The following is a 13,644-nucleotide window of genomic DNA, read 5'->3' as shown; positions in this document are numbered from 1 at the left end:
GAGACGGGCGCTGAAGCCGGCCAGATGTCCGGTGTCACCAGCACCTTGAAAGAACTGCTCGGCCACGATCTGCACACGGTCGAGGAATTCCTGATCGAGAACGCGGGCCAGTTCACGAGCAACTAGTGTCGCGTGTCGTTAGTTTGTTTACGGTTGGTGGTGCGGGACGATGAGGGCATGTCGGTTGCGGCGCCGCTGGTCCTGCGTGAGGGTGATCGGTCCCGACTGTTGGCGTTGACCCGGTCGAGTTCGGTGCGGGCCGGTGTGGCCCAGAGGGCGCGGATCGTGTTGTTGGCCGCCGAGGGGTTGCCGAATGCCGAGATCGCGCGGCGGACCGGGACGAGCCGGCCGACCGTGGTCGATTGGCGCGCCCGCTACGACACCGGTGGAGTCCGGGCGTTGGAGGACCTGCCGCGCAGCGGTCGTCCGGTGGAGATCGATGAGATCGACGTCGTCGTGGCCACCCTCGCCGACGCGGGTCGGCCGCCGGCCCGGCTGGGGGTGACGCACTGGTCGGCGCGGCTGCTGGCCGCGGAGCTGAAGATCTCATTCGCCACGGTGGCCCGGATCTGGCGCAAGTGGAACCTGCAGCCGTGGCGGACCGAGACGTTCAAGTTCTCCACCGATCCCGAGCTGGACGCGAAGATCCGTGATGTCGTCGGCTTGTATCTGGATCCGCCGGAGAAGGCCGTGGTTCTTTGCGTGGACGAGAAGTCGCAGGTCCAGGCCCTGGATCGGACCGCCCCGATCCTCCCGGTGATGCCCGGGCTCCCGGAACGGGCCACCCACGACTACGTCCGCCACGCCACCACGACCCTGTTCGCCGCGCTCGAGGTGGCCACCGGCCGGGTCGAGCAGACCTGCCTGCCCCGGCACCGCCACCAGGAGTTCCTGCGGTTCCTCAAACAGGTTGCGAAGGCCTACCCCAGGGTCGAGCTGCACCTCGTCTGCGACAACTACGCCACCCACAAGCACCCGGTCGTGAAAGCCTGGCTGGCGCGCAACCCGCGGATCACCCTGCATTTCACCCCGACCTCGGGGTCGTGGCTGAACATGGTCGAAATCTTCTTCGGGATCATCACCCGCCAGGCCATCCGCCGCGGCACCTTCGGCTCGGTCCGCGAGCTCGTCGAGGCCATCGCAGCGTTCATCGACGGCTGGAACGAACGCTGCCAACCCTTCGCCTGGGCCAAGGACGCCGACACCATCATCGCCAAAGCCCACCGTAAATCCACTTCCGACACGCGACGCTAGACAGGGCCGGAGTGCCGGAGGTCGATCACGGCTAGAGATGCGACCGGCCCGAGGTGGTACACGTCCGACCCCTCTAGCGGTCGGCCCACGTCGACCCGGGTTACGAGAAGCACCGCGTTGGTCGCGGTCGGCCGAGCGCCGGTGGACTAGTCCGAGACGGCCGGCCCTTCCCAACTGTCCGCGGGGTGGTTCAGGCAGCACCGGTCCGTCACCAGCGATCCCGACGGTCTCGGCCAGCGACGGCGACGGGCGCCGCCGCGCGGACGTCGTCCCCGACGGCCGCAGGATCCGGGCACGTTTTGGGGCACGCTTACGCCTGATCACGGCGTCGCCTGCCGACCATTCCTGATCACCGAGACCGCCTCTGACCTGCACCGGAGACCTCCGTTGAGCACGGTGGGCGGTGCTATAGAAGACCCGTCAGGTCGTGGGTTCGAGCCCCACCTGCCCCACCGGTCGAGCTGTAGGACGCGCTGCCAGTCCTCGACGGCCAGCTCGGTCGTCGGTGTGGCGTTGCTCTGCCCGGCGTTGTTGAGCAGGATGTCGAGCCGGCCGAAGGACTCCACGATGCGGTCGACGAGCTCCTGGACGGAGGCCGGGTCGCCGACATCCGCCGCGAGGGCGCGGACGCGGTCGCCGCCTACAGCCGCGGCGGCCGCGTCCGCGCGCTCCTGGCTGCGCGAGTTGACCACGACCGATGCGCCATCCGCAGCAAGCCTTTGTGCGACTGCGAGTGGTAATTCCGCGGATGACCTCGCCTCGTCAGCTGTGTCGCAGGACCCGGCGGACCGTCTCCGAGGGCAGGTGGCCGAACCGTTCGCGGTATTGCTGGGCGAACCGGCTCAAATGGAAGAAGCCCCAGCGCATGGCCACGTCGGTCACTGGGACCGTGCCTGCGCCTTCGAGGAGCTCGGCGTGGACGCGGTCCAGGCGCACCGCGCGCACGTAGGCCATCGGCGACATCCCGACGGCCTCTTTGAACCCTCGTTGCAGCTGCCGTCCGGTCACGCCCGCGGCGGCGGCGAGATCGGCCAGAGACAGCTCGGCCTGCGGGTTGGTCTCGATCATGTCGATGGCTCGTCGCACGTTGCCCCGCTGCGCGGGCTGGCCGGGAGTGCTGAGCAGGTCGGTGAAGGTGTTCGGGATCGTCAGCAGCAGCTGGGTCAGTACCAGCGACTCGAGGTGGTCCCGTGCCAGCGGCATCTCCGAGATGCCCCCGGGCCGGGACAGCTCCACCCGCAGGTAGTTCACCGCCGAGAGCAGCGACTGTCCGCCCGGGGACGCCAGGTCGAACCCGAGATCGAACCCGATCGGCCGCTCCACCGGCCGGTTGATCAGCTTCGAGAGATGGGCCTCCAGTGGGCGGCGTGGCAGCTTGACCGCGTACTGAGTCGCCTCCGGGCTCCACCGCACGGTGAACGGGTCGTCGGGCTGGAACAGCACTCCCCTCTGCCGGGCCTGGGTCGCCGCGCGCCGTCCCTTCTGCGCCACCATCGTCTGGCCGCTGAGGGTCAGGTTCATGTGGTAGCAGTCGAGCATCGGAGGAACCAGCAACTCTGCGTCGGCGCCGTAGACCAGATGCCCGACGGTGAGCCGCTCCGACCTCAGATAACGCAGCTTGAAGTCCAACGTCCGCCCGTCACGGGTCTGCAGATCGTGGGGGATGTAGACGTCGGTGATGTAGTGCTGGGCTTCTTCAAGATCATGGGTGGAGAGCAGCGGTCGGGGAGTCACCTCCGGACCTGAGTCCTCGCGCATCATGTCCAGCCTCCGCGGGTCGCGACCGTCGTGGTCGTTCCTGCCCGTCCTCGCCGGCATCCCTGCCGGTGATGGGCACAGACGCTAAACGACGGTGACTGTCGCCACCATCCGCGCCGCGACCTCAGTATCCGAAAAGCGACATGGACCGCGAGCGGGTGGTGGATGCGTTTCATCCCGGAGCGCCGGGCCTCGGCGATCACCGCCACCGGCGGGAACACGCAGCTCAGGCCGGCCGGAGCCGGAATCAGTCCGCTTGTGAACGGGGTCTGCCCGTGCTCGCCGCCGAACGCCGCCTTGCGGCTATACGCCGACGGTTCGCGGATATCGGAACGGTCCGGGCCCGGCCTAGCGTTCGGAAACATGAGCGCAAGGACGCACAGCGGAGCGCACGGGCCGGCCCCCATCGAGGCGGCCCGCATGCGAGACGTCCTCGGGCACTTCGCCTCCGGGATCGTCGTCATCACCGCCATCGGATCGGACGGGCCCGTGGGCTTCACCTGCCAATCGTTCAGTTCGCTGTCCCTCGATCCACCCCTTGTGTCCTTCAGCCCGTCGAGGACCTCGTCGACCTGGCCGAAAATCCGCGAAATCGGCCGGTTCTGCGTCAACGTGCTCGCCGTCGACCACGAAGAACTCAGTGCAGCCTTCGCCCGGTCCGGCACCGACAAGTACGCGGGCGTTCGCTGGTCCGCCTCCCCGTCGGGTGCCCCGATCCTCGACGGCGTCGCCGCCTGGATCGACTGCACGGTCGAGCACGAATACCCCGGAGGCGACCACACCATCGTCGCCGGCCGCGTCCACGACCTCGGCGCCGACGAGACCCGCCCGCCGCTGCTCTTCCATCGCGGCACCTACGGCGTCAACTCCGCCGTCGCCGTTCGGTAACCCGGGTCGGTGTTTCCGTCGTCTGCCGGCGCGACCGCGAATGTGCCCCTCGGACGCGCGCACCACGCCTGGGAGGAGAAGCTGCCCGTTGGGTCCCCTGGACGCTCCCTCACAGGCGCGCGACGACCACCCGATCGGCGCGAACCGCGCGACTGGGGCCGCTGCTTGCCCGCTCAACCTGCGCGGGGTGGCCCGAGTCGCACAGGTGCTCCATCTTCGCCGACCCTGCGGAACTGCCGCCGGCGAACTGGTCCTGGAACGGCTGCCGAGGTGCGCGTTGCCGGCTTCGGGTTTCCGACGACGCCGGTGATGGTCATGGGTCGCGTCGCGCGACGGCGGACGGGCGCCCTGGCGATCAGTTTCCGGGGCGTTTTCGGGGCGTGATGATCGCGGCCCGTCGGCCGGCACGGATGTGCGGGATCAGCCCGCCGGCAAGTAGGACGTCCCGCTCACCAGCGGTGAGCTGAAGGGCCAGCTTCACGCTCTGCCCGTCGATTTCGGCAGGGATGGTGTCGGCGCGGTCCGCGAGCGCCTTGACCAGGCCGTTGACGTGCAAGCGCTGTCCCTGCCGAACGTCGTTGCGAGTATCGGGGTCGCTGAAGAGCAGGGGGACGATACCGACGGCGATGAGGTTGCGACGATGGATGCGGGCGTAGCTGTGGGCAATGACGGCGCGCACGCCCAGGTGCAGTGGTGCGAGTGCGGCGTGCTCGCGGGAGGATCCCTGGCCGTAGTTGTGGCCGGCGACGATGACACCGCGACCGGCGCCGAGGGCCCGGTCGTGGAAGTCGGGATCGAGGCGGCGGAACATGAACCGCGCGCACTCGGCGATGTTCGACCAGACCGACATGGCGATCGCGCCGTCGGGAGCCATGTCGCCGGTGGAGATGTCGTCCCCGACGACGATCAGGATCTCAGCGTCCAGGTCCTCGGGCAGAGGGTCGGGCAGCGTCGGCGGTACTAGATTGTCGCCCCGTTCGACCTCGATCTCACGACGCTGCTCGAGCGGATGGGCCGCGGTGATGTGCCGGTCGTGGAGGCCGATGTTGGGCGGCTCCGCAGCTCGCAGGGCTGGCCAGTCGACGAGGGTGCGGGGGTCGGTGATGGCACCGGTGATCGCGCTGGCCGCTGCGGTCGAGGGCGAGCACAGGTAGACGCGGTCCTCGGCGGTGCCGCTGCGGCCGGGAAAGTTGCGGTTGAAGGTGCGCAGCGAGGGCTGGTCCTTGACCGGGGCCTGTCCGATGCCGACGCACGGCCCACAGATGGGCTCGAGCATCCGCGCCCCGGCGTCGAGGAGGTCCTGGTAGACCCCGGAGCGGGCGATCGTGTCCAGGATCTGGCGTGATCCGGGGGTGACGGTGAGCTGGACCCCGGGCTTGACAGTGTCGTGCCGCAGGGCGGCGGCCACGGTGGCCAGGTCCTCGTAGGACGAGTTGACCGACGACCCGACGCACACCTGGACGATCTCGGTGCCGGCGACCTCGCTGACCGGTACGACGTTCCCGGGCGACTGCGGCACCGCGACGAGCGGCTCGAGAGCGTCGAGGTCGATGTGGATCTGCTCGTCGTAGGCGGCGCCGGGGTCCGCGACCAGCACGACGAAGTCATCTTCGCGCCCTTGGGCGGCGAGCCAGGCCCGGGTCTGCTCGTCGGAGGGGAACACGGCGGTGGTCGCGCCGGTCTCCACGACCATGTTGCAGATCGTGGCCCGCCCCGTGATCGACAGCGACGCCACACCGTCGCCGTAGAACTCGAACACCGCCCCGACACCCCCGCGTACGCCATAGCGGCGCAGCAGCTCCAGGACGACGTCCTTCGGCTCGACTGCGAAGCCGAGCCGTCCGGTGAGCTCGACCCCGATCACACGGGGGCAGGGCAGCTCGAAGCCGAACCCGGCCATCGCGACAGCGACCTCGAGGCCTCCTGCTCCGGTGGCGAACGCGCCGAGTGCCCCGGACGTGGTGGTGTGAGAGTCCGCGCCGACGATCAGGGCGCCCGGGCGGGCGAAGCGTTCGATGTGGATGTAGTGGGAGATGCCGTGTCCGGGTGGGGAGAACCGGACGCCGTAGCGGCCGGAGAACGAGCGCAGGTAGCGGTGGTCCTGCATGTTCTTGTCGTCGATCTGCAGGACGTTGTGGTCGACGTACATGACCGCCAGCGGTACGGCGATCTCCTCGACACCGAGCATTTCGAACTGCATCCCAGTCATGGTGCCGGTGGCGTCCTCGATGAGGATCTGGTCGACACCGACCGTGATGTCCTGGCCCGGCTCCAGCGTCGTGGTGTTGTCGGCCAGGTGAGCTTGGAGCAGCTTGTGGGTCAGGCTCGCGCACGGTGACATCTGATGAACCTCTCTGCACTCGCCGCCGCAGACCGACGTGTGGGCGGCAGGTGGAGCGTGGTGCTGTCCGGAGGGGCCGACCCGGCCGGGTCGCGGCGGTCGGGCGGAAATGTCGGGTAGCTGTCAGCCTGCGCTCTCGTCGACGGAAATGACATGGCCCATGCGTTCCTGCTTGGTGCGCAGGTAGCGCAGGTTGTGCGGGGTGGCGGTGGTCGGCAGCCTGACCCGGCCGACGATCTCGAGGCCATAGCCGTCGAGGCCGCCGTACTTGGCGGGGTTGTTGGTGACCAGCCGCAGCCGGGTGATGCCCAGATCGGCGAGGATCTGCGCGCCCACGCCGTAGGACCGCGAGTCCACGGGCAGGCCCTGGGCGGTGTTGGCGTCGATGGTGTCGAGCCCGTTCTCCTGCAGGGCGTAGGCGCGGATCTTGTGGGCGAGCCCGATCCCGCGGCCTTCGTGGCCGCGTAGGTACACGACCGCGCCGGCGCCTTCCTCGGCGATCGCGCGCAGCGCCTGTTCGAGCTGGGCGCCGCAGTCGCAGCGCAGCGAGCCGATGATGTCGCCGGTGAGGCACTCGCTGTGCACCCGCACCAGCGCGCCCTTCTCGGTGCGGCTCGCGGCCGCGGCGTCGCCGTGGACCAGGGCGAGATGCTCGGTGCCGTCGAGGGTGGACCGGTAGGCGACGGCGCGGAACTCGCCGAACACCGTGGGCATCGCCGAGGTGGCGACGTGCTCGACGAACCGCTCGGTCGCCCGCCGGTAGCGGACGAGGTCGGCGATCGCGAGCATCGGCAGGTCGTGCTCGGCGGCGAACTCCAGGAGCTGCTGGCCACGCGACATCGACCCGTCCGGGGCGACGATCTCCCCGATTACCCCAACCGGTTCCTGCCCGGCCAGGCGCAACAGGTCGACCGCGGCCTCGGTGTGCCCGGCCCGGACCAGGACCCCACCGTCGCGGGCGCGCAGCGGGAAGATGTGCCCCGGGCGGCGCAACTCCTCCGGTCGCGTGCTCGGATCGGCGAGCGAGCGCAAGGTGGTGGTCCGGTCGGCCGCCGACACACCGGTGCCGCCGTCGAGGTGGTCGACGGTGATCGTGAAGGCGGTGCCGTGAGCATCGCTGTTGTCCTCGACCATCTGCGGCAGATGTAGGGCGTCAGCCCGTTCACCGGTCATCGGTGCGCATACGAGGCCGGTCGTGTGGCGGACGACGAACGCGATCTGCTCGGCGGACGCGGTGGCGGCGGGCAGAATCAGGTCGCCCTCGTTCTCCCGGTCGGCGTCATCGGTCACGATCACCATCCGCCCCGCGGCCAGCGCGGCGACGGCGCGCTGCACCGATAAGGTCCCGGGCAGGGTCGCGGGCAGCGCCGTGTCGGGGCCGGCGGGCCGGCTGGTGTCGTCGGCGGAGTGCGTCATTGTCAACTCCTCGTGCGTTCCGAGTAGGGGAAACGGCGGTCGGGGCTCAGCCGAGGGTGAACGGGTCGCGGGTACCGCCGGTCAGCTCGACCCATACCGACTTGTTCTCGGTGTAGGCCTCGATGGCCTCGACACCGTTCTCGCGGCCGATCCCGGACAGGCCGTAGCCGCCGAACGGGACGCTGGGGGCGACGACGCGGTAGGCGTTGATCCAGATGGTGCCGGCGCGGACCTTCGCCGCGACCCGGTGGGCGCGGTGGACATCCTTGGTCCAGACGGCCCCGGCCAGCCCGAACGGGGTGTCGTTGGCGAGCTTGACGGCCTCGTCCTCGTCGCTGAAGGTGTAGGCCGACAGGACCGGGCCGAAGACTTCCTCGCGCACGATCGTCGACTCCGGTCCGACTCCGGTGAGCACGGTCGGCTTGACGAACAGGCCACCGAGGCTGTCATCGGCCGCGCCGCCGTAGGCGACCCTGGCGCCCTCGTCCTGTGCGGTCTGCAGGTAGTGCAGGACCTTCGCGTACTGCGGGGCGTTGGCGACCGGCCCCATCTCGGTTGCGGTGTCCATCGGGTCGCCGAGCTTGATCGTGGCGGCCCGCTCGGCGATCAGGCGCACGAGCTCGTCGTGCACGGACTCGTGGACGATCAGCCGGGACCCTGCCATGCAGGTCTGCCCGGTGGCGGCGAACACCCCGGAGATGACGCCGTTCGCGGCGGCGGCGAGGTCGGCGTCGGGGAAGACGATCTGGGGAGATTTGCCGCCGAGCTCGAGGACGACCGGGTTGAGGTTCTCCGCCGCGGCGTGCGCGACGTGCCGGCCGGTTGCGGTGGCGCCGGTGAAGGCGACCTTGTTCACCCCGGGGTGTCCGGCCAGGGCGGCGCCGACCTGCGGGGCTTTGCCGGTGACGACGTTGACCACGCCGGGCGGGAACCCGGCCTCATCGAACAGCTCGGCCAGCACGACGGTGGAGGCGGGCGCGTGCTCGGACGGCTTGACGACCATGGTGCAGCCCGCCGCCAGGGCGGGGGCGAGCTTCCAGGTCAGCAGCAGCAGCGGCGAGTTCCACGGGGTGATCGCGGCGACGACCCCGATCGGCTCCTTGCGCGTGTAGACCAGGTAGTTCGGGTTCGGTGAGGGGATCTGACGGCCCTCGATCTTGTCGGCCAGTCCGGCGTAGTAGTGGAACCAGGAGCCGAGCCCGTTCATTTGGCCGATCATCTCCCGGTACAGCTTCCCGGAGTCGTTGACCTCCAGGCGCGCGAGCCGTTCGGCGTTTTCGCCGATAAGGTCCCCGACCCGGCGCAGCAGCTGCGCGCGAACGAACCCGGTGGTCTGGCCCCATTCCCCGTCGAGGGCAGCTCGGGCTGCCGCTACGGCGGCGTCGACGTCCTCGGGCGAGCCGTCTGCGAGCACAGCCCAGGTCTCGCCGGTGTACGGGTTCTGCGATTCGAAGGTCGCCCCGGACAGGGCGTCGACCGGCTTGCCACCGATCACCAGTTTGAAACGCTCGAGATCAGCCATCGGTCCGTCCTTCTCGACAGTGCTTGCGTGCCTTGCTCCTACCGACGCTAGAAGCGGTGTGGGCCGCGGACTATCCGTTCCCGGCCCGGCAATGTCCGCTGCGCGACAGCCCGCCCGGGCCGCCGATATTTCTCGCGCGACGGAGCAGGCAACCGGTGCGGTGATGGGTCGGCCCGGTCGCGGGCCACCGGCGGAGGGCGGGCGACCGGGCCAAGATCCGGTGCTGCTGCTGTTCGGGCTCAGCCGCGGCCGCGAGGCTTGTTGGGCCGCCTGCGCGGTGGAGTTGCTGGACAGGGACACGAACGAGGTCACCTCGACCCGGCGCACACCGGTGGCGGCAACGGCGTCGAGGATGGCGAGCTTGTCCGCCAAGGGGATTGGGTCCTCGAGCTGCAGCTCGTCGCACAGCCCGACTTCCCTCAGATCGGCGGACGCAGGAACAGCTCCCGGCCCTCGTCGCGGCGCAGGCCGAGAGTGATGCAGCGCTTGTTACGCGCGTGCACGGGTCCAGAAGAAGTGGTGCCCGTCCTGCTCGGCCTGACCCCACACCCGTAGCGGGTCCGGCCGGTCCGGTGCCTCGATCTTGATCACGTCCGCGCCGTGATCAGCGAGCAGCCGCCCGCAGAACGGGCCGGCGATCAGCGTGCCGAGCTCCAGCACGCGGATTCCGTCCAGGGCGCCTGGGGCATGCGAGGAGGCTGGCGCGTCGGTGGCGACGAGGCGGGTTTCGCCGGTCGGATCGTCGCTACCCCGCGCGTCGGTGGGCAGGTCGTAGGCAGACACACCATGACAGTAGGAAGCACTGCCGGAGCGGACTATCCGCGAGCGGACACCGACTATCCGCCGAGCGCCATCCCCGGTGGCACGGCCCGCCGCACCGGGCCGGGGCTGCGGCCATAGCGCGCCCGGTATTCAGCGCGGAACCGGCGCACGTTCACGAACCCCCATCGCCGGGCCACCGACTCCACCGAGTCCCCGGGGCGCAGCTGGCACAGCTGCGCGTGTGCGCGGGACAGGCGCACACCCCGCACATACTCGTCGGCCCGCAGTCCTAGCTCCTGCTCGAACGCCGCCTCCAGCGCCGCGGCGCTGGTGCCGGCGGCCGCCGCGAGATCTGCGATCCCCAACGGCCGCTCCGGGTAAGCCTCGATGTAGTCAACGGCCTCCTCCAGTGCGAACCGGTCCGGAGAGCACGGAGAGCCGTGCAGCTGTGCGGAGTAGGTGTGCTCGGCACCGAGCAGCAGCTGGGTGAGCAGGTAGGACTCGAGCTGTTCGCGGATCAGCTCGCCGGTGTTGCCGGTTCCGAACTGGTCGGCCAGAAACAACGCCGCGCCGACGAGACCCATACCGGTGTCGGAGGTCAGGTCGATGTGCAGCCCGAAGTGCGGGGCATCGACCGGCTCGTGCAACAGGCTCGACAGCTGTGCCTGCATCGACAGCACCGGGACCTTTACCGCGAACTGGGCCGCGTCCGCCGACCATGCCAGCGTGGATTCCTCGCGCGGGGAGAGCAGGACCCCGCTGATGCCGGCCGCCGTCGTCGTCCTCATGTGGCCGTGGCGGACCGAGGTCCGGCCTCCCAGTGTCAGATTGAGGTGATAGCAGTCGACCATCGGCGGCACCACCAGCTCGATGGCGGTGCCGTAAGCGAGAAACCCGAAGGTCAAGCGAGTCGAACCGGCCAGATTGAGCCGAGCGTCGAGCGACCCGGAGGCGCGCAGTCGATGCGGCACGTAGGCATGGGAGACGACATGCTCGGCTTCGCCGGCGTCGCGGGTGCGCATGGCGGGGAAGCGGGCCAGCGGCTCGGCCTCTTGCGCATCCATCCCTACCCCCACTGCCGTGTCAGCTCCATGGGCTGCCCGACGTTAGAAGCAGCGGACCGCGGACCGCTATCCGCGTAGCGACACCCGAGGCGATCTCCGCTGTTGACGCTCGGCGTGGGCCCTGGCGCCGGGACTCCGCGCCCGAGACCGGCCGGACGTCGTTTGGCGGACACTGCAGGTCGGCGCGCGGATAGTCGCCGTCTTCCCGGCATCCATACGTTGCTGCACACAGCGATCGCCCGGTGCGCCACGTCACGCCCGGCACGCAATCCCGGATCACCGACGATGGAGGACTGCCGTGACCTACCCCATGCACAAGGCCGACGACCTGCTCGGGCACCACAAGTCCGTGAAGGACAATCCGGTCTTCAACGACCAGAAGCTCAAGCTCGGCATCTTCTCCGCGAACTGCAGCGGTGGCGTGATCATGAGCAACGCGCCCACCGACTTCCGGGTCACCTGGGACCAGCAGATCGAGATCGCCCAGGCCGCCGACCAGCTCGGCATGGAGGCCATGGTCCCGGTCGGCCGCTGGACCGGGTTCGGCGGTGACACCAACTTCAACGGCGTCTGCTTCGAGACCTACACCTGGGCCGCCGGCCTCGCGCAGGCCACCGAGAACATCGGCATCTTCACCACCACCCACGTGCCGACCGTGCACCCGATCGTCGCCGCGAAGATGGCCACCACGATCGACCACATCTCCGGTGGCCGGTTCGGGATGAACCTGGTGATGGGCTGGTTCACCCCGGAGATGGAGCTCTTCGGACGCAAGCAGCTCGAGCACGACGAGCGCTACGAGTACGGCCAGGACTGGCTCGAGTTCGCGATGCAGCTCTGGAACGAGGAGAAGTCCTTCGACTATGACGGCAAGTTCTTCCAGTCCAAGGGCGCGCACGCCTACCCCAAGCCGATCCAGGAGCCGCGTCCGGCGCTGCTCAACGCCGGCGCCTCGCCCCGCGGCCAGGAGTTCTCCGCGCGCAACGTCGACATCAACCTCATCGCGCTGCCGACCGAGGAAGCCCCTCAGTACATCAAGGGCATCAAGCAGATCGCCAACGACAAGTACGAACGCGACATCGACGTCTGGACCTACTGCCTCGTCATCGTGCGCGAGACCGAGAAGGAAGCCAAGGCCGCCCAGCAGGCGATCATCGATCAGGGCGACTGGTCCGGCGCCAAGAACGTCATGGACGTGCTCGGCGTGCAGTCCGGCTCCTTCGGGACCCAGATTCAGAAGTACCAGGAGCGGTTCATCGCCGGCTGGGGCGGCCCGAACCTCGTCGGCACGCCCGAGCAGGTCTGCGAGCAGTTCGCCGAGCTCAGCGACGCGGGTATGGGCGGCGCGATCTTCGGTTTCCACGACTACGCCCGCGAGATCAAGGAGTTCGGCGACGAGGTCATGCCGCTGATGCGCAAGCACGGCCTGCGCCACTGACCCGCCGATCCTGAGCCATTCTTGGATCAGGGCAGTCGACTGGGTGCCGACACGACCGGTACCCAATCGGTCCAGGTCAGGGAGACCTCGAACAGAAGTCTCCCGGCCCGGCTCCGTAGCCGCCGACAGCGCATCGGTGTGACCGCCCCCGCGGCCTCACGGTGCGCGGCCCCGGCACCTCTGCGCAGCCGGTGGCCGAGCCGGACCAGACCCTCCAGCTTGGCTACGCGTAGTGGGTGCCTCGCGACCAACTGGCGCCCTTACGCATGACACGAGATGTGACACGAACCAAGGGCGATCAGAGTGGTGCACGCGATCCAAGGAGGCCATCTCGCGAACGTTGTTGCTGGTAGAGGCTGTGTGAGACGGAATGCTCTTCCCTCATAATCCGTCAGGTCGTGGGTTCGAGCCCCACCTGCCCCACCGCTGACCTGCGGAAACCTCCATTAGGTATGGCTAATTTGTTGCCTTTCCTGGCCGGAGTTTCGTGTCACGACCGGCTCCGCGCGTAGTCCGTTGCACCTGAGAGCCTTCCCGGCCCCGGTTGTCCGCCGGAGCTGCAGACCACTTTGGACGTCGCGATCGAGCCTGATCCAGTGGCCGTCGACGCCAAGATCCGATGCTTCCTGCATCGGGACGAGACCAACGGCACGATCCACCTGGCCGTCCCCGACGGGACGGCGTGGGACTCGCGCTACCAGCGCCGGCTGGTCCCGCACTGGGGGGAGCTCGTGGCCGGGGCGGCCGGGGAGATCTCGCGGAACCTCGGGGAGTAGCAGCGGCGTGGTGCGCGCGGCCCGGCCGTGCGAGGGGTCGGAGCTGGTCCTGCGTTGGTCGGCCCGCCGCGGTAGCCGGCGGTCGAGGTCGCGTGGCTCGAGCCGGCGGCTACCGGTGCGCTCGCGGGTGCCTGGACCAGCTCGCAAGTAGCGGCGCAGGTAGAGGTGACGGTCGGTGGGGACCGGAGGCCTTGTCTTCGTCCGGCTTTGGGAGATCGCGCTCTCGAGGCACCGTGGGGTGCCGGTCCGCGTTCCTGGAGGAGTGTGGCTCGGGGTCGTGGCGCGAGTGGGCGGCCAGGGCGCGTGCTACCCGCGGTACGGCTTTGGTCGGCGTTGCCGCATGCTGGTCCGGGGGTGGGCGTTGGGGTTTACGGTCAGCTCCGGAGGGCCTCCCAGAATGCGGCGCGTACGCCGTCGGCGCCCCA

Annotated in this window: 10 protein-coding genes and 1 pseudogene; 4 read left to right on the top strand and 7 right to left on the bottom strand. The window is 69.2% G+C overall.

The annotated features are described in order from the left end of the window. Positions 1 to 177: 177 nt before the first annotated feature. On the top strand, positions 178 to 1,254 hold the full coding sequence (locus JWP64_RS05155; RefSeq protein ID WP_297492888.1) for an IS630 family transposase: 1,077 nt from the start codon (positions 178 to 180) through the stop codon (positions 1,252 to 1,254). 320 nt (positions 1,255 to 1,574) lie between these two features. Here JWP64_RS05155 and JWP64_RS05150 read toward each other — a convergent pair. After that, positions 1,575 to 1,982: pseudogene (locus JWP64_RS05150) on the bottom strand (SDR family NAD(P)-dependent oxidoreductase); the annotation flags it as partial. A gap of 34 nt (positions 1,983 to 2,016) precedes the next feature. After that, complete coding sequence (locus tag JWP64_RS05145) at positions 2,017 to 2,988, bottom strand: AraC family transcriptional regulator (protein WP_297492886.1); 972 nt, start codon at positions 2,986 to 2,988, stop codon at positions 2,017 to 2,019. A 387-nt stretch (positions 2,989 to 3,375) separates the two neighbouring features. On the opposite strand from JWP64_RS05145, the gene JWP64_RS05140 reads away from it, so the two are divergent. Beyond that, positions 3,376 to 3,900, top strand: a complete 525-nt coding sequence (locus tag JWP64_RS05140) for a flavin reductase family protein (RefSeq protein ID WP_297492884.1) — start codon at positions 3,376 to 3,378, stop codon at positions 3,898 to 3,900. Positions 3,901 to 4,255: 355 nt separating this feature from the next. On the opposite strand, the gene JWP64_RS05135 is transcribed toward JWP64_RS05140, so the two are convergent. The 5 genes from JWP64_RS05135 to JWP64_RS05115 all read right to left on the bottom strand — a co-directional run bounded on the left by JWP64_RS05135 (position 4,256) and on the right by JWP64_RS05115 (position 11,005). Then, on the bottom strand, positions 4,256 to 6,241 hold the full coding sequence (locus tag JWP64_RS05135; RefSeq protein WP_297492882.1) for an aconitate hydratase: 1,986 nt from the start codon (positions 6,239 to 6,241) through the stop codon (positions 4,256 to 4,258). A gap of 123 nt (positions 6,242 to 6,364) precedes the next feature. After that, the gene (locus JWP64_RS05130) at positions 6,365 to 7,657 is read right to left on the bottom strand and encodes a bifunctional 3,4-dihydroxy-2-butanone-4-phosphate synthase/GTP cyclohydrolase II (protein WP_297492880.1); all 1,293 of its coding nucleotides are present in this window, start codon (positions 7,655 to 7,657) and stop codon (positions 6,365 to 6,367) included. Positions 7,658 to 7,703: 46 nt separating this feature from the next. Beyond that, positions 7,704 to 9,179 carry an aldehyde dehydrogenase gene (locus JWP64_RS05125; RefSeq protein WP_297492877.1) on the bottom strand — a complete coding sequence of 492 codons (1,476 nt, stop codon included), beginning with the start codon at positions 9,177 to 9,179 and terminating at the stop codon, positions 7,704 to 7,706. A 489-nt stretch (positions 9,180 to 9,668) separates the two neighbouring features. Then, positions 9,669 to 9,962: a CoA transferase gene (locus JWP64_RS05120; RefSeq protein ID WP_297492874.1), complete on the bottom strand. Its 294-nt coding sequence runs from the start codon at positions 9,960 to 9,962 to the stop codon at positions 9,669 to 9,671. A gap of 53 nt (positions 9,963 to 10,015) precedes the next feature. Beyond that, positions 10,016 to 11,005: a helix-turn-helix domain-containing protein gene (locus JWP64_RS05115; RefSeq protein WP_297492871.1), complete on the bottom strand. Its 990-nt coding sequence runs from the start codon at positions 11,003 to 11,005 to the stop codon at positions 10,016 to 10,018. 298 nt (positions 11,006 to 11,303) lie between these two features. Here JWP64_RS05115 and JWP64_RS05110 point away from each other — a divergent pair, with 298 nt between their 5' ends. Together JWP64_RS05110 and JWP64_RS05105 are read left to right on the top strand one after the other, a co-directional pair. Next, positions 11,304 to 12,443, top strand: coding sequence for an LLM class flavin-dependent oxidoreductase (locus tag JWP64_RS05110; protein WP_297492869.1), 1,140 nt, complete (start codon positions 11,304 to 11,306; stop codon positions 12,441 to 12,443). 596 nt (positions 12,444 to 13,039) lie between these two features. Then, positions 13,040 to 13,219, top strand: a complete 180-nt coding sequence (locus JWP64_RS05105; RefSeq protein WP_297492867.1) for a hypothetical protein — start codon at positions 13,040 to 13,042, stop codon at positions 13,217 to 13,219. The last annotated feature ends 425 nt before the right edge of the window (positions 13,220 to 13,644 follow it).

The organism is Pseudonocardia sp. (genome assembly GCF_025465255.1).
Lineage (GTDB): Bacteria > Actinomycetota > Actinomycetes > Mycobacteriales > Pseudonocardiaceae > Pseudonocardia.
Note: the sequence above shows the minus strand (reverse complement) of the source record. Positions and strands in the feature narration are given on the sequence as shown.